General features: G+C 51.6%; 23 protein-coding genes and 1 riboswitch. Of the genes, 6 read left to right on the top strand and 17 right to left on the bottom strand.

The annotated features are described in order from the left end of the window. Positions 1 to 46 precede the first annotated feature (46 nt). The 12 genes from fdhF to GX016_06535 all read right to left on the bottom strand — a co-directional run bounded on the left by fdhF (position 47) and on the right by GX016_06535 (position 12,365). On the bottom strand, positions 47 to 2,734 hold the full coding sequence (gene fdhF, locus GX016_06590) for a formate dehydrogenase subunit alpha (GenBank protein HHT71226.1): 2,688 nt from the start codon (positions 2,732 to 2,734) through the stop codon (positions 47 to 49). 334 nt (positions 2,735 to 3,068) lie between these two features. After that, on the bottom strand, positions 3,069 to 4,793 hold the full coding sequence (locus tag GX016_06585) for a 2Fe-2S iron-sulfur cluster binding domain-containing protein (protein HHT71225.1): 1,725 nt from the start codon (positions 4,791 to 4,793) through the stop codon (positions 3,069 to 3,071). 24 nt (positions 4,794 to 4,817) lie between these two features. After that, positions 4,818 to 6,611 (bottom strand): NADH-quinone oxidoreductase subunit NuoF, encoded by a 1,794-nt coding sequence (nuoF, locus tag GX016_06580; GenBank protein HHT71224.1) that lies wholly within the window; start codon positions 6,609 to 6,611, stop codon positions 4,818 to 4,820. Positions 6,612 to 6,655: 44 nt separating this feature from the next. Beyond that, positions 6,656 to 7,042: a (2Fe-2S) ferredoxin domain-containing protein gene (locus tag GX016_06575; protein HHT71223.1), complete on the bottom strand. Its 387-nt coding sequence runs from the start codon at positions 7,040 to 7,042 to the stop codon at positions 6,656 to 6,658. Then, complete coding sequence (locus GX016_06570; protein ID HHT71222.1) at positions 7,029 to 7,577, bottom strand: ATP-binding protein; 549 nt, start codon at positions 7,575 to 7,577, stop codon at positions 7,029 to 7,031. The genes GX016_06575 and GX016_06570 overlap by 14 nt, the downstream gene beginning before the upstream one ends. A gap of 3 nt (positions 7,578 to 7,580) precedes the next feature. Then, a complete protein-coding gene (gene nuoE / locus GX016_06565) occupies positions 7,581 to 8,063 on the bottom strand; it encodes an NADH-quinone oxidoreductase subunit NuoE (protein HHT71221.1) in 483 nt (160 codons plus the stop codon). A gap of 76 nt (positions 8,064 to 8,139) precedes the next feature. Continuing rightward, positions 8,140 to 8,910 carry a histidinol phosphatase gene (locus GX016_06560; protein HHT71220.1) on the bottom strand — a complete coding sequence of 257 codons (771 nt, stop codon included), beginning with the start codon at positions 8,908 to 8,910 and terminating at the stop codon, positions 8,140 to 8,142. Then, positions 8,882 to 9,256: a serine kinase gene (locus GX016_06555; protein HHT71219.1), complete on the bottom strand. Its 375-nt coding sequence runs from the start codon at positions 9,254 to 9,256 to the stop codon at positions 8,882 to 8,884. The genes GX016_06560 and GX016_06555 overlap by 29 nt, the downstream gene beginning before the upstream one ends. Further along, complete coding sequence (locus GX016_06550) at positions 9,213 to 10,583, bottom strand: 4Fe-4S dicluster domain-containing protein (protein ID HHT71218.1); 1,371 nt, start codon at positions 10,581 to 10,583, stop codon at positions 9,213 to 9,215. The genes GX016_06555 and GX016_06550 overlap by 44 nt, the downstream gene beginning before the upstream one ends. 3 nt (positions 10,584 to 10,586) lie before the next feature. Next, positions 10,587 to 11,030 carry an anti-sigma regulatory factor gene (locus GX016_06545; protein ID HHT71217.1) on the bottom strand — a complete coding sequence of 148 codons (444 nt, stop codon included), beginning with the start codon at positions 11,028 to 11,030 and terminating at the stop codon, positions 10,587 to 10,589. Next, positions 11,017 to 11,391, bottom strand: coding sequence for a transcriptional regulator (locus tag GX016_06540; protein HHT71216.1), 375 nt, complete (start codon positions 11,389 to 11,391; stop codon positions 11,017 to 11,019). Before GX016_06540 ends, GX016_06545 begins: the two co-directional genes overlap by 14 nt. A 161-nt stretch (positions 11,392 to 11,552) precedes the next feature. Beyond that, on the bottom strand, positions 11,553 to 12,365 hold the full coding sequence (locus tag GX016_06535) for an SPOR domain-containing protein (GenBank protein ID HHT71215.1): 813 nt from the start codon (positions 12,363 to 12,365) through the stop codon (positions 11,553 to 11,555). 153 nt (positions 12,366 to 12,518) lie between these two features. Between GX016_06535 and GX016_06530 the strand changes: the two genes are divergently transcribed. Both GX016_06530 and GX016_06525 read left to right on the top strand, forming a co-directional pair. Then, positions 12,519 to 13,751, top strand: a complete 1,233-nt coding sequence (locus GX016_06530; GenBank protein ID HHT71214.1) for an MFS transporter — start codon at positions 12,519 to 12,521, stop codon at positions 13,749 to 13,751. 16 nt (positions 13,752 to 13,767) lie between these two features. After that, positions 13,768 to 14,157: a hypothetical protein gene (locus GX016_06525; protein ID HHT71213.1), complete on the top strand. Its 390-nt coding sequence runs from the start codon at positions 13,768 to 13,770 to the stop codon at positions 14,155 to 14,157. A 419-nt stretch (positions 14,158 to 14,576) separates the two neighbouring features. Here the strand turns inward: GX016_06525 and GX016_06520 are convergent, their stop codons facing one another. After that, the gene (locus GX016_06520; GenBank protein HHT71212.1) at positions 14,577 to 15,038 is read right to left on the bottom strand and encodes a DUF441 domain-containing protein; all 462 of its coding nucleotides are present in this window, start codon (positions 15,036 to 15,038) and stop codon (positions 14,577 to 14,579) included. Between the two features lie 111 nt (positions 15,039 to 15,149). Between GX016_06520 and GX016_06515 the strand changes: the two genes are divergently transcribed. Together GX016_06515 and GX016_06510 are read left to right on the top strand one after the other, a co-directional pair. Continuing rightward, the gene (locus GX016_06515; protein HHT71211.1) at positions 15,150 to 16,130 is read left to right on the top strand and encodes an ABC transporter substrate-binding protein; all 981 of its coding nucleotides are present in this window, start codon (positions 15,150 to 15,152) and stop codon (positions 16,128 to 16,130) included. Between the two features lie 195 nt (positions 16,131 to 16,325). Beyond that, on the top strand, positions 16,326 to 16,571 hold the full coding sequence (locus GX016_06510) for an alpha/beta-type small acid-soluble spore protein (protein ID HHT71210.1): 246 nt from the start codon (positions 16,326 to 16,328) through the stop codon (positions 16,569 to 16,571). A gap of 115 nt (positions 16,572 to 16,686) precedes the next feature. Here the strand turns inward: GX016_06510 and GX016_06505 are convergent, their stop codons facing one another. Continuing rightward, positions 16,687 to 17,517, bottom strand: coding sequence for a TPM domain-containing protein (locus tag GX016_06505; GenBank protein HHT71209.1), 831 nt, complete (start codon positions 17,515 to 17,517; stop codon positions 16,687 to 16,689). 90 nt (positions 17,518 to 17,607) lie between these two features. Then, positions 17,608 to 18,162, bottom strand: coding sequence for a LemA family protein (locus tag GX016_06500; protein HHT71208.1), 555 nt, complete (start codon positions 18,160 to 18,162; stop codon positions 17,608 to 17,610). Positions 18,163 to 18,337: 175 nt separating this feature from the next. Between GX016_06500 and GX016_06495 the strand changes: the two genes are divergently transcribed. Next, positions 18,338 to 19,888 carry a hypothetical protein gene (locus tag GX016_06495; protein ID HHT71207.1) on the top strand — a complete coding sequence of 517 codons (1,551 nt, stop codon included), beginning with the start codon at positions 18,338 to 18,340 and terminating at the stop codon, positions 19,886 to 19,888. Positions 19,889 to 19,978: 90 nt separating this feature from the next. On the opposite strand, the gene GX016_06490 is transcribed toward GX016_06495, so the two are convergent. Both GX016_06490 and GX016_06485 read right to left on the bottom strand, forming a co-directional pair. Continuing rightward, positions 19,979 to 20,764 (bottom strand): transglutaminase domain-containing protein, encoded by a 786-nt coding sequence (locus GX016_06490; GenBank protein HHT71206.1) that lies wholly within the window; start codon positions 20,762 to 20,764, stop codon positions 19,979 to 19,981. A 14-nt stretch (positions 20,765 to 20,778) separates the two neighbouring features. Next, positions 20,779 to 20,861, bottom strand: a riboswitch (cyclic di-GMP riboswitch). A gap of 186 nt (positions 20,862 to 21,047) precedes the next feature. Further along, positions 21,048 to 21,287: a thioredoxin family protein gene (locus GX016_06485; protein ID HHT71205.1), complete on the bottom strand. Its 240-nt coding sequence runs from the start codon at positions 21,285 to 21,287 to the stop codon at positions 21,048 to 21,050. 283 nt (positions 21,288 to 21,570) lie between these two features. Here GX016_06485 and GX016_06480 point away from each other — a divergent pair. Then, positions 21,571 to 23,039: transposase (locus GX016_06480; protein HHT71204.1), on the top strand; the 1,469-nt coding region annotated here is incomplete at its 3' end.

Genomic DNA, 23,039 nt, shown 5'->3' with positions numbered 1-23,039 from the left:
GGTTCTGCTGCACCGCGAACAGGTGTACTCTCAGCTACAAGCTCCGTTAACTTATTTTCTCCACCTTCACCGCTGAAACCTTGTATTCCGGAATCCCGGAAACTGGGTCGTAGACAGCTTGGGTAAGAACGTTAGCCGCAGCTTCCCTGAAATGCATGGCGATGAACATCAGCCCCGGTTTAACCCGGTCAGTAATCTCCACCTCGGGCGTTATGCTTCCCCGCCGCGAGCTCACCCGGACAACCTCTCCATCTTCCAAGCCTAGCTTGGCAGCATCGGCAGGGTTAACTTCCAGCAGTCCGCTCGGAGCCAGCTCGTTCAGTCCATCCACCCGTCTGGTCATGGTGCCACCATGGTAATGATACAGAATCCGGCCGGTGGTCAGATAGAACGGGTACTCTTCATCCGGAAGCTCAGCCGCCGGTTTGTACTCTACCGGGGTGAACTTGCCCAAACCACGGGCAAATTTCCCTTTGTGCAGGTAAGTCGTTCCCGGATGTTCCTTGTCCGGGCACGGCCACTGCAAGCCCCCGTTTTCTAAGCGGTCGTAGCTTATGCCGCCATAGCTCGGCGTCACCGACGCGATTTCGTCCATGATCTCTTTGGGATGACTGTAGTTCATGGCATATCCTAACCGATTGGACAACTCGCAGATAATTTGCCAATCCGGTTTGGCTTCTCCCCGCGGGGATACGGCCTGCCGAACCCGGCAAACTCGGCGCTCAGTATTAGTGAAAGTGCCGTCTTTTTCGGCAAAGGAAGCAGCGGGCAGAACTACGTCGGCCAGCTCCGCCGTCTCGGTGAGGAAAAGGTCCTGAACTACCAGGAAATCAATATTCTCTAAACACTCGGTGGCATGGTTAAGGTCCGGTTCGCTCAGAAGTGGGTTCTCACCCATGATGTACATGCCTCTAATGGTGCCGTCACCGGCGCCCTTAAAGATCTGTCCCATCTTGAGACCCACTTCGGACGGAAGTGCAGACACACCCCAAGCCTGGGTAAACTTTTCCTGTGCATTTGGATCGAAAACTTTCTGGTAACCGGTGAAAACATCAGGTAGACCGCCCATATCGCATGCACCCTGCACATTGTTTTGGCCTCTGAGGGGATTCACGCCGGTACCAACCTTACCGAGGTTCCCCGTAACCAGAGCCAAATTAGCCATGGACAAAACGCCATCAGTGCCGGTGCTATGCTGGGTAAGACCCATGGTGTACAAAATGCTGGCCCGCTGGGCTGAAGCGTACAAGCGGGCTGCAGCCCTGAGATCGTCGGCCGGGACACCGCTTATCTTCTCCACTTCCTCCGGGGTATAAGCCGCTACAGCTTCTTTGACCGCAGCGAAATTCTCCGTCCGTTCTTCAATAAAGGCAGCATCCGCCAGGCCCTCTGCAATAATGACATTGAGCAACCCATTAGCCACTGCTACGTTAGTGCCGGGCCAAGGCCTGAGCCAAATGTCGGCTCGCTCAGACATGGTGGTCTGGCGCGGATCAACGACGATGAGTTTGGTTCCGTTTCGGGTGATAGCTTTGTGCACCCGGGTGCCAATCACCGGATGGGTCTCAGTAGTATTGGTACCCACAGCCAAGATAACTTCTGCCTGCTCTATTTCCTCAATACTGTTTGTCATAGCGCCGCTCCCAAATGCAGTAGCCAGACCGGCTACGGTAGGAGCGTGTCAGAGACGGGCACAATGGTCTACATTATTAGTGCCAATCACCGCCCGCATCAATTTTTGGAACAGGTAGTTTTCTTCATTGGTACATTTGGCTGACGTTAACCCAGCAATGGCATTCGGGCCATATTCAGACTTGATAGCCCCCAGTTTTTCTGCCACCAAATCCAAAGCCTCGTCCCAGGTGGCTTCTTCAAACTGGCCGTTCTTTTTGATCAAGGGTGTGGTTAGACGGTCTGGGCTGTGAACAAATTCATAGCCAAAGCGTCCCTTCACACACAAGTATCCTTGGTTGTGGCTGTCAGCAATGTTGCTAACCCCGACGATTTTGTCATTCTTTACGTTCAGAGCCAACTGGCAACCCACACCACAATACGGACAGGTAGTGGGTATTTTTTCAACCTCGTAATCCCGTCCCAATCCATGACTCGGTTTCGCTGTCAGCGCTCCCACCGGACACATGTAGATGCACTGGCCGCAGGACACACAAGGTGAATCGGCCAATTCCCCGTCGAATAAGGTACCTATCTTGGTGTCAAAGCCACGGTCGATATAGCCAATGGCATGAACACCCTGGACTTCAGCACATATACGCACACATTTGCCGCAGAGAATGCATTTGTCCATATCCCGTTCTATGAACGGGTTGCTGTCGTCAATTTCGTATTGACGCGTCTCGCCTCGATACGGTGTATCTTTGACTCCATACTCATAACAATACTGCTGCAGTTTACACTTGCCGTTGGCTTCACAAGTCAGACAATCCAGGGGATGATTGGCAATAATAAGCTCCAGAATCGTTCGCCGTGCTTCCTTCACTCTCGGGCTGTTAGTATGAATAACCATGCCCGGCCCTACCGGCTGAGCACAAGCAGCCGGCAAGTTCTTCTTGATCTGCTCCACTTCCACTACACACAACCTACAGGCCCCGGCTACAACTAAATCCCGTTCATAGCACAAAGTAGGGATTTCTATACCAAGGCTCTCTGCCGCTGCCAAAATGGTGGTCCCTTCAGGGACTGATCCCTGACGACCATCCATGGTAAACTCCACCATCTTCAACGGCAAGACCTCCTCTCGTTATGATGTCGCTCTAGCTCCGCAGCCATTGTGCGCTGCCCACACAACTGCCACGAATTCTACCCTTGAAAAACCAATACTCTCTACAGCCCGGACACAACCAAACCTAGATCAATCCGCCCCTACCCGGAGGTTTGACGGGTAGTATAGAGCCGGTCGCCACCAAGCCCGACCGCGGCATTGAGGCCGATATCAGGGACAGGTCCAGCGGTAATACAACAGGGCACCTTATATTGCCTTAGCAGTTGCTCGGCCTGTCCCTGACTAAATTATCTCACCGTAAGCTTCTTAACAACTCAAGCTCCACTTATTAAAAAGCCGACCGCTCAGTATAGTGCGTATGAAGCAGTTCGTGCGACTTGTGGGATAAAGGTTCACCTAAGAACTCTTTATACAGTGTTTGAACCGCCGGGTTTTCATGGGATTTTCTGATTGGCATACCCTTATCAGCATCGTAAATAGCTTTAATCCTGGCTTCCCGTGCTTCACGATCCACCGGGATGGGCTGCCCGCCGCCGCCTATACAGCCACCGGGACAAGCCATTATCTCCACAAACTGCCACGGAGCCTCGCCGGCCTTGATCTTGTCTAGGATTTGGCGAGCATTGGCCAAACTGTTAGATACGGCCACTTTGACTTTAGTGCCGTCCAGATCTACTTCTGCTTCTTTGATACCGGTAAGACCGCGCACTTCGGTGAAATCTAGGGCTTCCAAGGTCTTTCCGGTAACCACTTCGTATACCGTTCTCAGGGCTGCTTCCATCACGCCGCCGGAAGCGCCGAAGATAACAGCCGCACCGGTAGAAATTCCAAGCGGATCGTCGTAGTCTTCCTCCGGCAGACCTTCGAAGTTAATGCCGGCTTCCTTAAACATACGAGCCAATTCACGAACGGTAAGAACAGCATCCACATCGGCTACACCTGAGGCTGTCATTTCCGGCCGCTGAGCTTCGTATTTCTTGGCGGTACAGGGCATAATCGATACTACATACATGTCTTCGGCCTTGACCCCGATCTTGTCGGCATAGTAAGTCTTGGCTATAGCGCCAAACATCTGTTGTGGCGACTTGCAAGTGGAAACATGGGGCAAAAGATCCGGATAAAAGTGCTCGCAGAACTTGACCCAACCAGGGCTACACGAGGTAAGGAGCGGCAAGGGACCTCCGTTCTTCAGCCGGTCTAACAGCTCGTTCCCTTCTTCTAAAATAGTAAGGTCAGCGGTGAAATCAGTATCGAAAACGTTGTCAAATCCCAGCCGTCTGAGACCGGCCACCATCTGGCCAGTAACAATAGCTCCCGGTGCCATGCCCAGTGCTTCACCCACAGCCACCCGGGTTGCCGGTGCCGTTTGTACTACAACATATTTATCAGGATCGGCGAGAGCGGCCCAAACATCATCCACATAGCTCTTTTCGGTGATGGCACCGGTAGGACAAACCGTAGAGCATTGGCCGCAATTGACACAAGCCACTTCGGCCAGCTTCTGTCCGAACAGGGGCTCTACCACCGTGTCCCAGCCACGATTGATATAGCCTAAAGCATGTACGCCCTGCACTTCGTCACACATACGAACACAACGTCCGCACAAAATGCACTTGTTCGGGTCGCGCACCAATGCTGGGCTGGAGTCGTCGATGGGAACATGGCGTTTTTCGCCGCTATAGCGTACTTCCCTTACACCCAGGTCATGGGCCAGGGTCTGGAGCTCACAATTACCGGAGCGCTCACAGGTTAGACATTCAAACGGGTGGTTGGCCAGCAGCAGTTCCAAAGCAATACGGCGAGCCTCGCGCACCAGCGGCGTATTGGTATAAACCTCCATACCATTAGCCGCCGGCATGACACAAGCCGCAGCTAAGCTCTTGCCGCCTTTTATTTCCACCACACATAAACGACAGGCGCCTTCAGGCCGAAGCTCGGGATGATAGCAAAGGGTCGGAACGTTAATGCCGGCTGCACGCGCTGCCTCCAGCACGGTGGAACCCTTTGCCACCTGAACCTGGCGGCCATCTATGGTTAACGTGATTGTGTCCATCTTCAGTCCTCCTTGGGCTGTCAATCAAGCACGGACAATGGCCTTGAACGGGCAGCGTTCGGCACAGGCACCGCACTTAATACATTTGTCGGGATCGATAACATGCACAGCCTTTCTCGTGCCGGAAATAGCACCCACCGGGCAGACTTTGGTGCAGGCAGTGCAACCGCGGCACAGTTCCGGCTTAATCTTGTAGGTGAGAAGCGCTGTGCACACCCCGGCCGGACAACGCTTGTCCCGAATGTGGGCTTCGTACTCGTCACGGAAGTAACGGAGCGTGGACAGGATCGGATTGGGAGCTGTCTGGCCCAAACCGCAGAGGGCACTGTTTTTCACTATCAGAGCCGTCCTCTCCAGCAGATCCAAGTCTTCCATCTTGCCTTCGCCGGCCGAGATTCGATCCAGGATCTCCAGCATGCGCTTAATGCCTTCACGACAAGGAGTGCATTTCCCGCAAGACTCCGCTCGGGTGAAACTAAGGAAGAAACGAGCCACGTCGACAATACAAGTCTCTTCGTCCATTACTACCAAGCCGCCGGACCCCATAATGGCACCGGCACCGGTCAGGGATTCATAGTCTACACCTAAATCCAGCTGACTCTCCGGCAGGCAGCCGCCGGACGGCCCGCCCATCTGAACCGCTTTGAATTTCTTGCCATCGGGAACACCGCCACCGATGTCGAAGATGATCTCCCGCATGCTAATACCCATGGGAACTTCCACCAAACCGGTGTTTTGCACTTTACCGGTAAGAGCAAAGACCTTAGTCCCTTTACACTTTTCTGTACCCATGGAAGCAAACCAGTCGGCCCCTCGTAGAATAATGTCTGGGACATTGGCCCAGGTCTCCACGTTGTTGATATTAGTAGGTTTGCCCCAGAGGCCGGAGTTGGCTGGGAATGGCGGCCGTGGCCAAGGCATACCGCGCTGGCCCATGATCGAAGCCATGAGCGCAGTCTCCTCACCGCAAACAAAAGCACCGGCACCTTCTTTGATGTGGATGTGGAAAGAAAAATCGGTTCCCAGGATATTGTCGCCCAAAAGCCCCATTTCTTCGGCTTCTTTTACCGCCAGGTGTAGTCTCTTCACCGCCAGCGGATACTCAGCCCGAACGTAAATATAGCCCTCACTGGCACCGATGGCATAAGCCCCGATGGCCATACCCTCCAGCACCCGGTGGGGATCGCCTTCCATGATACTACGGTCCATAAACGCGCCCGGGTCGCCTTCGTCACCGTTGCAGATAATATATTTAGGCTCACCTTGGGCCTTGCGACAGAAGTTCCACTTGAGACCGGTGGGGAAACCAGCGCCGCCGCGGCCGCGCAGCCCGGCCTTCAATACTTCGTCCACCACCTGCTCCGGGGTCATTTGGCCCAAGGCCTTACCCAGGGCGGTATAACCGTCGCGACCAATGTACTCTTCAATAACTTCGGGGTTGATATAACCGCAGTTTCTCAGCACCAACCGTTGCTGTTTGTGATAGAACGGCAAGTCACCGTAATGCGGAACCCGCTCTGCTGTAAGCGGCTCCTTGTACAGTAAGCGTTGAACTACCCGGCCTTTGAGTAAATGCTCGCTGACAATGTCGGCTACGTCATCAGGCTGTACGTGGACATACATAGTGCCCTCTGGATAGACAATTACCAGCGGGCCCATTTCACACAAGCCATGACAGCCTGTAACCACTAAGTTAACCTCTTTGTCTAAACCGTTCTTGGCCAGTTCTTCTTCTAATCGGGCCCTAATCTGCGGTGATCCGCCCGAGGTACAGCCAGTACCACCACATACTAGGACATGTGCACGGAAAATCTGCACTTCTTTGACCTCCCTTTTGCCACAGTAACCTGCTCCGGATGCAGCTAGTCCGTCCGACCGATCACCAGGTCTTCCACAATTTGCCCATTGACCACATGCTGCCCGATGATCCGAGGAATGTCCCGCGGAGTCACATTACCGTAGGTGATACGTTCTTCGTTCGGGCGAACTACGTCTACTAAAGGTTCCATCTGGCACATGCCGATACAACCTGTCTGTAGAATGTTCACGTTAAGATTGCGTTTGGCCAATTCTTCCAGAATAGCCGTCATTACTTCCCTGGCTCCGGCTGCAATGCCGCAAGTGCCCATCCCCACAATAATTTGGGTCTCGCTGCTCAGGCGGTTTTGCATACCCTGTCTAGTATCTTCACGCAACCGGCGCAGATCGTCCAAACTCTGAAGCTTGCTCGTCACTTTATTCACCCCCATGCAAATTAGCCAGCTCGTCAGTAATATACGCCTGCAAAAAGGTTAACACCTTCGGCTCTGTCAGTGGAACTGGATCGAGCTCAGCTCTAAGTTCACGCGTATCCAACCGAAATTCAATCCCATTAACAATATGCCGATACAGAAAGTCTACCTCTGATTGACCCACTAACAGTGTAGTGATGGTACTCGCCATATCGCCCAGCGGCGGTAAATCCCAGTGATCCAACTCAAAAGTTGCTGTCACCTTGGTACCTCGACCCGGCTCAGAATCAATGGTCAGATCGCCGCCGCATTGACGGGCTGTCATAAAAAGGAGCGGTAGCCCTAGCCCCACTCGCCTAGTTGTTCTAGTAGTAGTGAACGGATCCAGCACCTGGACAACAAACTCGCTCTCCATACCACGCCCGTTATCCTCAATGCCGATGGTGAGCCGGTTGGTCATTGTGTCTTCATTAATAATAATTATTACCAACGTGGCTCCGGCAGCTAAAGAGTTTTGAGCCAGATCCAGAACATGAAGGGCTAGTTCTTCCATTTTTTATTCGTATTTGGCGAGGATAGCGGCCACTTTGTCCGCTGTCAGGCGGCCATGAGTATCTTCGTCAATCATCATTACCGGGGCTAGACCACAGCAACCCAGACAAGCCACCGGCTCTAACGTATAGCGCAGGTCTTCGGTGGTCTCGCCTGGTTGAATTCCCAGTTCTTTCTCCACTTCGGCGAGGATTTTGGCCGAACCCCGCACGTGACAGGCTGTACCCTGGCAAACACGCACCACATGGCGCCCGCGCGGCTTTAAGTGGAACTGAGCGTAGAATGTGGCCACGCCAAAAATATCAGTGGCCGGGATCTTGAGTGCTGCCGAAATCTCTCTAATTGCGTCTTGAGAAATGTAACCTTGTACTTCCTGGACTTCTTGGAGAACCGGTATCAGCGAACCCCGTTCCCCTTTGTGCCGAGCCAAAATCTTGTCCAGTTCGGACGGCTTGGCTTCTTTGTTACCGCATACACATGCGCACATACATAGTCCCCCTTTTTCCGAATGCCCATCGATGAAAGAAGTGTACCCCGTCCGCATTGGAAGCGGGGAAAACAAATTAGAATATGGTTCCCTCCGAAGCAATCACCACCTTCCGGTTCTTACGACCGGCACAGGCCAACGCTATTTCAGCTAGTGTTGGCGCCGCCACATAAAAGAACGTTGATCTAGGGGTTCCGAAATCGCCCAAGCAGTGAGCATCGGACGATGTCACCAAAGTATATCCTTCAAGCGCTGGAAAGCGCTTCCGGGCCCTTTCTTCATCCAATCGGGTTGAAATCTCTAGGGCCGCCGGCTTTAGATCCGGCGGTACGAAACCTAAGTTGGCGATGAGACTAAATGCCGGTCGGTCCACATGAGCCGGGATAATAATACCACCGTGGCGGCAAGTAAGATCACGCAATTGTTCCAGCGACAGTTCCACCGAATTGAGTAACATTCTTTCCTCAAAGGCAACTATATTCTCTTTGGCGTCCACAATAATTTGATCGCCAAAAATATCAGCTCGGTTACGGATAGCCGGCAAACTGGCGTAGATATGCTCACCGGCTGCAGCTAACTGATCCAGGTCGGGGAAGAAACAAAGTACATGAACTTCCTCCCGCGTCTGAACCTCTATTCCCGGCAACACACCGATACCGTATGGCTGCGCCAGTTCAGTTACCGCTGCCACGTTGGCCCAAGCATTGTGATCAGTCACCCCGAGGATATTCAGCCCCCGATTCAAGGCCGCCGTCACTAATCCTTGCGGGCCCATGTCCAGTTCAGCACAGGGCGACAATACCGTGTGCACGTGAAGATCAGCTTTGAGCCAGTTCAGCCTGACCATGATCGGCTCCCACGCCTAAAGCATATAGGCGCCCTATCACCTCGAAAGCAGCCAGCGATGTGGTAAGAATGGGTATGCCCTCTTCTTCGGCTTTAAGCAGTGTGTCTGCCTGGGGTTCAATCCCCCCGGCAATAACTATTCCGGCTAGGTTTAGCAAGGCAGCCACGGCCACAATGTTTTGATGGGCCTGAATGGTGACCCAAATATTTCCCTCTTTAGCTCGGGCCATCACATGGCTTAGTAAGTCCGAAGCGTACGCTCCTTTTACCACGCGGTCAAGCTGTTTCTGTCCAGCCTTAACCTCAAGTCTCAGTTCCGGAATCTGTACCAGTTGTGTCAGCTGCATCCTTCTTTCCCCCCTTATTGGCTTTGCGTGTATCCATGGCTGGAGGCACCACCTGAGCTAGGTTATAGGTATCTAAAGCCAGACTCATGATCCGCTCACGCAGCTTAAAGATACAGTCTGTCTCCGTAGCCTTACCCACGGCAATATCCTCAGCCAGAGCCCGGCACGTGGGAGCGCCGCACGAACCACAATCGAGACCTGGTAGCAGTTCCATCAATTCATTAACCAGCTGCAGTTTTTGCATAGCTTTCTTTAGGTCCCGATCCAAATGAACAATGGGGCGCGGTTCTACCGCAATGCTCGGTACTTCCACCTGATCTGCACCTAATTGATGCAGTCGATCGCTCAAAGGTGCACTCTGGGGCAGATCACGCACCAAATGCTGCAAGCGCACACCGGCCACAAAACGGTTGTTCACATTCAAGATGCCGCCTACACAACCTCCCGGGCAGGCCTGGGCTTCAATAAAATCAATATCTCCTAGCCGCCCGAGCTCAATTTCCTCCAGCACACTAATAACATTATGAATCCCGTCCACAATAAGGGAGTTCTCAATCCCACTGGCAGCTTGTTCACCACCGGAACTGCCCCAACCGATCCCTACCCTATCGGCTCGCACCATACATGGATGTCCTTGCCGCAAGTTTTGCAGCAACTCACCATAAACATCTGTAACAGCCAGTACCCGATCCACTTCAGACAGTACGCCCCCCACTGGGTTTTTCACCGCTGTTACTTTAGCCGGACAGGGGCTAAAGAAAAAGAGACCGATCTTGTCCGGATGAATACCGGTCTTCTCTGCCGTCAGCCAGCGGGCCAAGCTGGCTGTTACATGCATCGGGCTTTCCAGCGGAATGATATGATCTACTAACGAGGGAAAACGTACCTGAACCAAACGTACCACTGCCGGGCAAGCTGATGAGATCAGCGGCCGCAAGTGCCGATTGGTCTGAAAATACTCGCCCACAGCCCGGGACACGATTTCCGCTCCTAAGGCCACTTCCCACACATCATCAAAACCCAGGCTTTTTATTGCTGCCAAAATCCGGCCCGGCCCTACATTGTCACGAAATTGTCCGTACAGGGACGGTGCCGGTAAGGCGATGGTGTAGGCAAATTGGGGCAAACCATGGATAGTGTCGCGCTCCACATATTTCGCATGGTTAGGACAAGCGCGAATACACTCTCCGCAGTCGATGCACCTATCCTCCATAATCTCAGCTTTGCCATGGCGAACACGGATCGCCTCAACTGGGCAACGCTTAATGCAATTCACACATCCTTTACACTTTTCTCGATCAAGGCGGACTGAGTGGAAGTAATCCATGCCTTATCCCTCGCTCGTCAGTAGATAGATGGTGATTTCGACTCTGGTGCCCTCATTTGCATTAGTGTTGATGACAAGTTCATCAGCACACCTCTTCATATTGGGAAGACCCATGCCGGCGCCAAAACCCATTTCCCGAATTTCTTCCGAGGCAGTAGAATAGCCTTCTTCCATGGCTTGGTCCAAATCCCGTATTCCTGGCCCTTCATCCTGGGCCACTATTCTAATCGCATCTTCTGTGACTCTCAGCCCCATTCGACCGCCATAAGCATGGATGATAATATTCATCTCAGCTTCATAGGCACAAATAGTGGCCCGCCGGACCAATTTCGGCGGTAGATTAAGCGTCTCTAAAGTCCGTTTGATATTACTGGCTGCCTGCCCGGCTGTAACAAAATCACGACCGGTGATAAAAAGGGTAAGATCGTAACTGTTAGCAAAACTCATTGTTATCATCCTGGCCAACTCTGGAGCTTCTCAGTCCAGCCTTATAAAGAATTCCACAGGCCTCATACATATGAAGATGGGTCCTGAACAGAGGCAATCCGCGCCGCTCAGCCATTTCCAGCACATCCCGGCTTGGTTTCTTGCCCCGGACAAAGACAATTCCAGTCAGGTCCACTAAATCAGCCGCTGTCACCACTTGTGGGTTGGTAAGGCCGGTAAGCAAAAGGGTTCGTTCCTTGACGAATGCCAGTACATCCGAAATAAGATCGGCCGCGCCAGCAGCGGTTATCTCCACCGACGCATCCACCGGGGCCACTAACACCTCCGCTTTGAGCAACCGCTCTACGTCAGCCAGTTTCACTCCTCATTCCTCCTGCCAAAGCAAATGGTAGGAAGGCTACAACTGTTTGACAATGTTACAACAAATACTTATTCGCTTTACCCGACAAAATTCCTTCTTAATTAGTCACTATTTTGTCTAAGGGTCAAGGTTCATAATCTTTTTTACACGAAAAAAGCGCCTTAATCGGCGCTGCGCAGCCTTTGGTACCAGTCGACAAACACATTGATCCCCCGGCTAATAGCAGCGGACTTCTCATGGGCCGGAGCCTTGGCAGCCTCGGCCAAATTAGAATTTACGTCCTGCAACATGGCCGTCAAAGCCTGTTTTCTGTCAGCGGAGATTGTTATTTCTTTTGCTGCTTTTAGGAGCTCACTCATTTCTGCCCGGGCTGTTTCCAGTCGGCCTTCTTCGGCAGCGATCAAAGCCTGGGCTACACTCTCAGCCAGCGCCAGCGTAAACTGGTAATAATCCTGCTCTAGGGCGGCGTAACCTAGTTCTCTGGCTGTTACAAGCTTCTCTACCACTATGGGCTGTAACAGATTGGTACTGATTCGGTCTCGAAAGGATTCTGCCTGTGGGCGTCCAAAAAAGAGTCCGGCGCGAACTTGAGTTAAATCACCGGCTGGAATTAATTCCACCGGCACGCCCTGGACAGAAAACTCTTGTGCCAACCGCTCAGCATTATCCTTTTGCCCAAAAGCCCCCACTTGTACCTGAAATAAGCACAGCTCAGGAATGCGAACAGAGCCGTCTATTGGTTTAGACTCGCTTTCTGCTTCCGGTAAAGAATTTGGCGCCTCCTCTGGCGAAGCCGGTTGTTGCAAAACGGGGTCAGGTGTGGTTAGAGTGTCACGGCTCGTCTGTTGGTTGAACAAAAACGTTCCCATGAAATATCCCAGTGCTATTGCTGCTATGGCTGCCACCATAAATTGCAGCAGGCATCCCGGCCGCCTCTTCTTGGGCTGTGGCCGGCGTACTCGCCGCCCTCCCACAGATACTCCCCCTTATTCGCCACTATACCGACAACAATCGAACTCTGCTCGTTAATAATTCGCCAACCAGTTAGAAAAATCCTGCTTGATTAACATCCTTTCCTACCGGGAAGATTATATGTTGGGATAATGCCAGAGCAAAGGGTGGGCATAATGTCTGCTGACTTTTGGGTCCTGTTATTGGTGCCGTTTATTTTAGTGCTTAGCAACTCGCTTCTTATACCGGTTCTGCCGCAAATTCAAACTGCACTGGGAGTGACTTTATTTAAAAGCGGACTTATTATTACCGCTTTTTCCCTTACCGCTGGCCTGGTTATCCCTGGAGCCGGCTATTTATCCGATCGGATCGGTCGAAAAGCTGTCATGGTACGGGCTTTGGTTTTATTTGGTCTCGGCGGCACGGCTGCCGGTATCTCCGCTTGGCTGCTAAAAAATCCCTATCCCTGGATTCTGGCCGCCAGGGTACTACAGGGAATCGGCGGCGGCGGTACTTATCAGTTGGCCCTGGCCTTAGCCGGGGATATTTACACCGGTAAAGAACGCAGTCGGGCAGTAGGCTATTTGGAAGCAGCCAACGGCTTGGGCAAAGTTGTAGCTCCTTTGCTCGGGTCGGCAGCAGCACTCCTGGCTTGGTTCGCTCCTTTTTTTCTCTATGGCCTGCTGGCTTGGCCGGCGGCCCTCTTGGTTTGGTTTGTTTGCCAAGAACCACCGCCGTCGGCTCCGCCGGAAGCTAAAACATATATAGCGGAGCTAAAACAAGTCTGGAGCAAGCGGGGTTTGGGTTTAGCCGCCTGCTTTGCTGCCGGCTTCTTGGCCCTGTTTCTGTTCTTTGGACTGTTGAGTTACTTGTCCGATGTGATGGAAGAAAAGATGGGCATAAAAGGGTTTACCCGTGGGCTGCTGGTGGCAATTCCAGTACTGTCTCTCACCCTAACTTGCTCCTTTATCGGTGTCTATTTGGAAAAACGCCTGGGCCCGCCGGTAAAGTTAGCGCTGCTTTTGGGGCTCGCTGTGGTGAGCGTCGCTCTGGTTGCTTTAGCCCTGCTGCCAGCCGGGTATCTGTACTTCGTTCCCCTGGTAGCGACAGCGGTTGGTCTAGGCATATTCCTGCCCGGACTTAATCTGCTAATTACCAGTGCCGCCAGCAGTGAGCGGGGCTTTGTAACCGCCCTCTACGGTACAGTGCGATTTTTCGGTGCCGCTCTCGGGCCGCCGGCGGTAGGGCTGGGTTTAAAACTGGGAAAGACAACGCTTTTTTTAATTTTTGCTGCCCTCGCCGGCACAATTCTAGCTCTGGTTTGGCGGTTGGTGGATCCTAACCAGATGCTGCCAAGAAACCTGGTAAAGACCTCCGGGGATAATGATAACACAGCGGCAAATAACTAAAACGAGGTGAATTCCCATGACCGAAAAGACTAAGTTTTTCAGGCCGCAGACTCGAGGCGAGGAAGAAGACCTGTATGGCCTCAATATCCTAACCGACGGCGACCGTATGGGGGAGGTAATTCCCAGTTTGCATGCCTGGATGCCACCGGAAGCCATGCGTGAACGGGTAAACTACCATGAGGAGGTGACAAAAGACTTGGCCCAGAAGAAAAGCAAAAATCGTGCCCAAAAAAAGGGCCAGAAACGGCCCTCATATCCCGGCGTTCAGTCCGACCAAAACCATGATACCTATTTAGAAGCCAAAGCTCCGCGCGAGCAGATGAAGACTACCCAGGAACTGTTGGAAGAATACGGTGAAGATCTCATCGAGGCCAACGGTAAGGGGCCGCGCCGTCCCACCGGTTGATAGCCTAAATCGAGCGCCGCGGTGCGGCGCTCAGGTATGTTCCCGGCTTCATGCGCTCGCCGGCAACCAATTCCAGCCCAACCAGGCAACATAAACGTAGCCGGTGGGATGTCCCCTTCGCTCCATGCGACCTGAGGACGAATTAGCTCGGCTCGCTCGGGGGCTCCGGGGAACTCGCCTTCGGCTCAGACACCCACTCCGCCCTATCCTCGCTCGCCTGCGCTATTTTAATAGCGGTCGCCAAATTGCGCTCAGGGGACATTCCCGCCGGCTAAAGCACCCTCGATATTAAGGGCTGAGCCGGAGCCGTTTTTCACTGTCTGCAATATCGGGCACATTGCCCCCGTTAAGCGGAAATCCCAGTCTAAGCACAAAGAGTGAAAGCAGGGCTGCGCAAGTACAGGCCTGCTTTTTTCAGGTCACAAAATATTTAGCGCCCGCAATATGTCAATCAGTACGCTGGCCAGTCCGGCGGCCATCACCGGACCCACCGGTATGCCGCCCAAAAAAGCCATGGAAATAAGAGATCCCAACACTACACCGGCTGCCAGAGACGGCTCCCACTGCAGCAAGGTTACACCTCTGCGATTCATGAGAGATGACAACACACCGCCGATAATAGCTACGAGCCCAGTAGGAGAAAACAAAGTGGCCATAATATCAGCCAGGCCGAATTCCCCTGCCAAAAGCGGTGCTAAGACAGCTACCGTAAGCAACAGCAAGCCTAAGAAGACCCCGTGCTGACAAAACAACAGCAGTGCCGGTCGCAGCGGCTCCAAGCCCAAAACCAAAACAAACGCAGCGGCTCCGGTCAAAACGGGGTTTTTGGTGAATATGCCGATTAGAAATACCAGGGCCAGCATCACAGGGCCTTCCTTCACCTAGCTCACCTCTGTACATGATATGCCCTGTCCTACAGGCAAATGTTACTTTCACATTTCGAGGCCACCGATCGTATCCTATGACAAAAGATTCATAAGGAGGTCTCGGTTGTGAATCGTTTCTGGTTGTGTTTGCTGGCAGCGTTAGTAATCGGTAGCAGCCTAGTGGGGTGCAGCAAAACCCCCAAGAGTGAGGCCGTTCCAATTATCAGGCTAGCCGATCAATTTGGCTTGGGGTATGCGCCTCTAACCGTAATGTTGGAAAAGAAGTTGCTGGAACAACATCTGCCTGATATCAAGATCGAACGACTTAAATTCGGCTCTGGCGGGGCCGTACGAGAAGCCATGATTGCCGGCCATCTCGATGTCGGCTTCATGGGAATTCCACCCTTTTTGGTGGGATGGGACAAGGGCGTGGACTGGAAGATTGCCGGTGGCCTGGGTTCTATGCCGCTGTTACTTCTCACTTATAAAGAAAACATTAAGGGCATTCGGGACCTTCAACCCAATGATAAAATTGCCCTACCCGGTCCGGGCAGTAACCAGCATATTTTGCTGGCTATGGAGGCAGAGAAGACGTTAGGCGACGGCCGAGCCCTAGATGATCTCATTCTGGCCATGCCTCATCCCGATGCGGCTACCGCTTTGCTCACCCAGCAAGACGTGACTTGCTACTACGGTGCTCCACCATATCAATATGAACTGCTGAAAAACCCAAGTATTTACCAGGTGACCGACAGTTTTACCGCTTTCGGCTCCCCCTTTTCCTATATTGTGGCTGTGGCCTCCAGTGATTTTTATCAGCGACAACCGGAGGCCTATGAAGCCTTTTGCTCTGCCCTAAAAGATACCCTGGCTTTTATGAACCAGCACCCAGATGAGACAGCCGAGATACTGGCCCGGGTAGAAAAAACCGTCCCTGCTACCACTTACAAAGAACATCTTACCTGGCCCGGCACCACCTGGGACATTACACCGCTGGGAATCATGCACTATGCCAGGAATATGCAGACATCCGGCTATATTGAAAAAGTGCCGGAATCATGGAAACAAGTAACCTTTCCTAATCTTCACGAGCTTTCCGGCAGTTAAAACAGCCATTAATTTACAGTATATTTGTCAACAAAAACCATAGACTAGCAACGGAAACTTCCTCTTGCACGAAAGAGCGGCTGTGCAATAGTACGGTCGGTCTTTCGTTTTTTTTGTTGGGAAAGAAGGAAATAACTTTATATCATATCAATAGCCTTTTCGGCCAAACTAAGAGCGAAAGGAGGTGACATCAAAATGGCAAGAGGAAGTGTTAACAGGTCACGCGGTGCAAACCACGTAGTTCCTGAAGCTTGGGATGCCATGAATCAGTGGAAATATGAAGTTGCGCGGGAATTGGGTGTGGATACCAATATTCAAAACGGCTACTGGGGTAATGTCACTTCCCGTGATGCCGGTTCTGTAGGAGGTCATATGACCCGAAAAATGGTAGAGATGGCCCAGCAGCAACTGGCCGGCAAATACACTCCTACAACCAAATAACTTCTAACACAATAAGCGACGTGGATTCAAGGCTGTAAGCCTTGCAACCACAAAACAAGGGCCTCTCCCTTCTGGAGGCCCTGTTTTTTTGCTTTTTTCTGTTATCAGCTCAACCCTAGCGGCTAGCACCACCGCCCCCGGAAGAACCGCCGCCAAAACCGCCCCGGCCGGAGAATCCACCCCCGCCGCCGAAGCCGCCACCAAAACCGCCAAAACCACTGCCTGAGCCCCCGCCGCCGAAGAAATCATCAAACGGTCCGCGTCTGTGGTTGTCAAATCCGCTCCACCACCAAGGATAACGAAAGCGACGATAGTTGCGCCCCCGCCAGAACAAGATGATGAAGATAACGAACAGGATTAACAAAGGCAGCAATATCAAGACTAAAGAATTGAAACCAGGATCAAGCTGAACATATTCCCCTGCCGGGACCAGTTTCGGGTTTGCTTCCAGATCAACTCCGTATTCATTGGCTACAGCTGCCACCAGGGCCAAGTATCCGGCCCTAATCCCCGCGTCGTACTCTTGCTCATCCCACAGCGGCAATACCATTTCGTCTAAAATGCGACCGGCTTTGCCGTCCGGTATGGCCCCTTCAAGACCATAGCCCACCTCGATGCGGACTTTGCCTGGTTGTCCCTGGAGCAACCTTTCCTTGTCCACAAGCAGCAGAACGCCGTTGTTCTTTTCGTTGTCACCTAAACCCCAGTGACGAAAGAGCGCCAGAGCGTAGTCCTCAATAGTTGAACCGCCCAGCGAAGGAACCGTAACCAGAACCACATCGGCCTTGGTCTGCTCCCAAATTTCGAGGCCAGCGGCTTCGAGCTCTCTCTTGGTTTCTTCGCCCAAAAGATCGGCAAAATCGTTGACTGACTTTGCCGGCTGGGGTGGGTCTGGAACCTTCGGTGCCGCCGTTAAGGTGACGCTTATTGTACCAAGCAGAACCATTACAACCACACAAAGAGTAACTCTTCTGGCTTTATTGCCCTGTTGGCCGTTCATGGCACTTTCCCCCTTCGGTGGTGCCGTTTTCACTCGCTAAAACTTGACTTCCGGTGCCTTATGGGCACTTTCCTCCGCTTGGAAATACTCTCTAGGGGCAAAACCTAACAGACGCGCCCAAATTGTCGTCGGAAACCGGCGAATAGTGCCATTATAGCCTTCCACTGCGGTGTTATAATCCATGCGAGCCACAGCAATACGATTCTCGGTGCCCGCCAGTTCATCTTGAAGCTGCCGGAAATTAGCATCGGCTTTCAAAGTGGGATAATTTTCCACCACCACTAACAACCTGCTCAGAGCACTGCTAAGTTCAGCATCGGCTTCTGCTGTCTCCCGTACCGTTTGGGCTCCAGCCAATTTGGCCCGGGCCTCACTAACGTCAGACAGAACTTTTTCCTCGTGGGCGGCAAAGCCCTTCACTGTTTCTACCAGATTCGGGATTAAGTCGGCTCGCCTTTGCAGCTGATTTTCAACCTGACTCCACTTGCCGTTCACACCTTCATCAATAGCTACCAGGCGATTATAGCTGCCAAAGCCGGTAAGTGCAAATATCAACACAATCGCAACTATGATTAATAGACCTTTCTTCACTGTGTTTCCCTCCCCCTTAGATTTTCCTTCCTTACTCGTGTATGATTATAGAGCTTGAGTGTGCATATTACAAGTTTCTGCTTAAGCTTTTCAGTGTCAATTTATTACTGATTGGAACAAATGGGCACCCATCGGCGTCATAACAAGCAAGGGAAAGAAAACAAGGAGGATTGAAATGACAGTGAAAAAACAACTATCGTCGATAGTATTATTGGTTCTTCTAATGTCTTTGGTCGGCTGCAAACCTGTAGTGCCCAATACTAACCCGGACCCGGACCCGGACCCGCCGCAGCCGCCGCTGCATTCAAGTGACGTTTTCCCCCGACTACAAGAGACAGCCAGCTTTGCCCTGCCTTCGGGAGACATACGTTGGATGAGCCCGGAAGACATCTCCTCAGACGGGGACTGGCTGGCTCTAATAGCCAATGATAATCAAAACGAGACCCTATGGATTTACTCGCCAGCTCAGCAACAAGGGCAAGCTATCTACAGCATCCCCGCTGAAGAGGTATCGGCTGGCCGTCTGCTGCTTCTCACCGTGGGCTGGACCACGAACAACCAGTTAGTCTTTGCTCGTCAAGGCACACAACCGGACGGCACCCATAAAGGCGAACGCGGCTTGCTACTCTTGACTGCCGACCCTGGCTCTGGAACAACCAAGGAACTATCCTGGGTACCTAACCCCCAAGATTACGTTAAACAAATACTTCTAAACCAGGAATCCGATTACGTCCTGGCTCATGTGGGGAATTCACTGTGGCAAGTGCCACTAAGCGAGGCCTCAAGTAAAGTGGTTCGCACCGATTTTCCCAGGTACGACGGCCTTTTCTTCCTGCGACCGTCACCGAATAAGTCCCAGTTCGTTTATCAGTTTTTTGAACCGGAAAGACGCGGCATCTATCTGTTGGATGTAGCCACCGGTACTGAGACTTGTCTGGCCAAGGCGGGGGAGACCTTTAGCTTTGGACCCCTGTGGTCACCGGATGGACAACACATCGCCTTTTACACCGCTAATGCAAAAGACGATGCGCCAGCATCGGGAAGATACGACATCCTAGCTGAAAAGTATGACATCATCGAAGGCGAAGATGCCCCCGCTCCCCTTGCCTCGGCCATCGGAGTGGTAACTGCTGCCGGTCGGAAGATAACCCAACTGGTCGTACCCGATATGAAAGCAGCCATGTTTACCTGGGCGTCTGATAGCGAGCATCTGGCCTTTCTCGGTACTAAAACCACTGCTACTGCTGCCCAGGAATACCCGGGACCCATTTTCGACTGGCAAGCTCTTTATCTGGCTGATCTCAGCGGTAAGGTTACTAAGATAGCCGACATTCCAGAAGAGACTCTCGACGTGGTTATCCTTAGAGTGCAGGAAAACGGCGCCTACTACATCACCTACAGCGAGAACGACACTGCCTTGTGGCTCGCACAAACTGGAAGAGAGCCCCAGAAACTAGAGCTACCGGCTGAAATACCAGTTTTTGACAATGGTTGCTTTGCTCCACTTTACCCCATGCCCACCTTGAAAGACAGCCTATTCATAGGTTACATGTCTGAGCAGAAGAATTACTACTTGCATATATGGCAAGACCAGCTCGAGTTGCTGGCCGAAGATAATACAAACAGTTTCTTGGTTACCACCCCGAAAGGCCAAGTCCTCCTATCTTCCCAGAGCGAAGATCCTCGGCACGGCAGTAAACTGACAGTGTTTTCTCCGATGCAATAAACCATCGCGCAATCCAGTCACCCGAAAACGGCCACCAATTAAAGAAGGGACTGCTCCGATTGATGGTTCGGGGAGCAGTCCCCTTGCGTTCTAATAGACTCTTGTGGCTCGATATGCTTTCTCTCCCTTAACCATACTAAAAGGCTTGTCCGCTTGTTTCAGCTTAGCATCAACAGTAGTGTCAATGATTAGCCACTCACCGTCAACATAGACTTCATTCCAAGCGTGATAATCCGGAACGCCCTCGGCAGTTCCCATAACTAGTTTGGTCGGAACACCAACACTACGGAGCATGGAAGCAAATAACGAAGCATAATCGTAGCAGATACCTTGTCCCGTTAGCAAAGTTTCTTCTGGATTGGGCAAATATTCAGTTGGCAGTCTTTCCGCTTTTTTGTGGTCGTACCTTACGTTATCTATAACGAAGCTATATATTTCCTTAAGCTTTTCCCCAGCCAAATTAGTTTGTTGTGTGAGCTCCCTAGCTTTGGCCACCACCTGCGGAGCTTCTTCCCACGGGATATTTTGTATTGATCCCAGAAAAGAATTCTCCAGTACTGCCGATAACAGATCAAATTCTTCCGATTGAACGAATTTATATTTGTTCCCCTCAGTATGTTCCAGAACATGTACTCTGTACTTACCTGCTCCCATTTGCAGGGGAAATCGCTCCTGCCGGCGGTTCAGGTTATAGAAATAACGCGTGTTGTCTTTTTCCACTAACACTTTTAGTCCTACCGGCCTTAGCTCCTCCAAGATCACCTGCACAGAGCCTTGGTTCGAATCAACATTAAATACTGCTGCTTGAGCCCTCACCGGCGGTGATAACGCTAGTAAGATCACTAGAGTCAAACCCAGCGGTAGCCATCTGCGCATGACAAAACTCTCCCTTCGGTAGCCAGGCTGCCATTCGTTGCCGAAAGGCCCTGTGGCTTTGCGCCCCACCGTTTCCGATGGTTTGCCTTTATCGGTGAAGAGTCTCCCCGAGGGAAACTATTCCTTTATTAAACATTATATGTTATTCCCAGGCAATTGTAAATAGGATGTCTGCTGTTCGTCAGCTAAGTTCAGTCTGAGAAAGGACTGTTTTTGGTCAAAAAACAAATGCCACGCCTCCACTATAATATAGAAAAGAAAAAGGCGTGGCAATAGCAAGCAACTAGTCTTTTTCTTGTAGCAACTGTTTGATCTCAGCTACGCTGGGAACTCTTCCCGACACTACCACCTTTTCATCTACCACTAAGCCAGGCGTCATCAAGATATCGTAAGTCATAATATCTTTAATGTCGGTAACATGTTCAAACTCGGCCTCAACTCCAAGCTCGGCTACCGCTGTGCGGGCCCTTTCTTCCAGCACCCGGCATTTTCTACACCCGGCACCTAGAATCTTAACTTGCATCATGATCGTCCTCCCATTCAATTTGGTAGACTCTCGGAAATTACTTTTCCTTGATAGGATTGACTTTCTAGGTCGGTCCTTTTTGATTTTCCTCCAAAAACCCCAAAATGGTTGGTATCAACATTGTGCGATACGTGACGGTATCCACCCATAAATGGTGGCGGTTGATCTTAGTCGCCGATTGTCGTTGCAAACGCGACTTGACTTTTTCAAAATACCCCCAAAATCGGTTTGAAGGCCTTTTTAAGAGCCCAATCTAATCGATTAGGTGGTGGAATAGGTAATGCTTCGACCGTCAGATACACACGAAGAGTATCAGTCTTTTCTTAAGGAATCGCTACGCGGACACTTGATTGACACCGGTCAAATCTCTACTTTGTATACCCAAAGCGAGCTCATTGCTAAGATGTGGGTTACAGATTTGACTGCCGTTGCAGCCCTAGTTGCCCCTTGCTACTCGTCTTCTTCCCGCGGCGCCCCGCCCAGGGATCCGGTGTGTTTGTTTCGCTCTTTGTTAGTGATGCCCCTCGCGGGCTACAGAAGTATCGACAAATGGGTAGCAGCTCTGAAGTCCTTTCCCCTTTTCGCCATCTTAAGTGGCTTTGCCCCTGATGATACCCCTGGCGTAGGTACTTTCTATGATTTTATTAATCGGCTTTGGCAAACTGATAACAAAGCTACTGCTAAGATACGTAAGCCGGGTAGAAGGCGTCGGCGCAAGGGTAAGAAGAATGAGAAGGCACCTTTGGCCCGCCCTGGAATCGTAGGCCGATTGGTGAACAGGATACTACGCCAGAAGGGGCAACCTTTGCCAGCACGGCCTGAAGATATTCTTAACAACATATTCCAGCAAGTGTTTGTTGAAGCCTCTGGCCAAAAGGGCCTCTTAGGTGACACTAAAGAGCTAGTGGTGGCAGGAGATGGTACGCCAGTACGTACTGGAGCCAGCCCTTATGGTAAGAAGATCTGCGACTGTAAGAAGAAGGGGATATTTAATTGCCAGTGTCCGCGCCGCTACAGTGATCCTGAAGCAGCCTGGGGCTGGGATAGCTACCGTGAGTGCTACTTCTACGGTCGCCACCTATATGAGATCACCGCTACTTCAAGTCCGCATGACTTGCCTATTTACTTGAAACTGGTCTCAGCCAAGCGTCATGATAGTGTCTCTTTTGTTGTTACTTTAGATGAGACGATGCGTCGGCTTAAGGACCATACTATAGTAACGTGTCTCTTGGATTCAGCCCATGACGCTTATCCAATCTATGACCTACTTGATGCCTGGAACATCGAAGCTATCATTGACCTTAATAAGCGGGCCACTGGCAATGCTAAATATCAAGGTCCCTTAACTTTGACTAAGGACGGTATCCCAATTTGTCCTGCAGGACATGTGATGGCGTACCATGGTTTTTGCCGGGATCGGCAGCGTCATAAATGGCGCTGTCCGCTGACACGTAAGACTTGGAAGGTGGTTTGTGATTCTCCTTGCTCCCCTTCTTCATATGGTCGGGTGATCTATACTTATGAGAAGGATAATCTTCGTTTGTTCACGCGCACGCCAAGGGGCTCCAAGGCTTGGAGAAAAAAGTATAAGGGGCGTACGGCGGTGGAGCGGTCGTTTAAGCGTAAGAAAGTTGACTATAGTTTGGAGGCTGCCAGGGCCAGGAGCACAAAGATGTGGTTCTTTTGCTGCATTACCCTGGCCATGTGCCAGCATGTTGATGCTTGGGCTGCTTATGAGGAAATGGATTT

The sequence above is a fragment of the Bacillota bacterium genome (assembly GCA_012837285.1).
GTDB lineage: Bacteria > Bacillota > DTU030 > DUMP01 > DUMP01 > DUNI01.
This window is presented reverse-complemented; position numbering and strand designations above follow the sequence as displayed.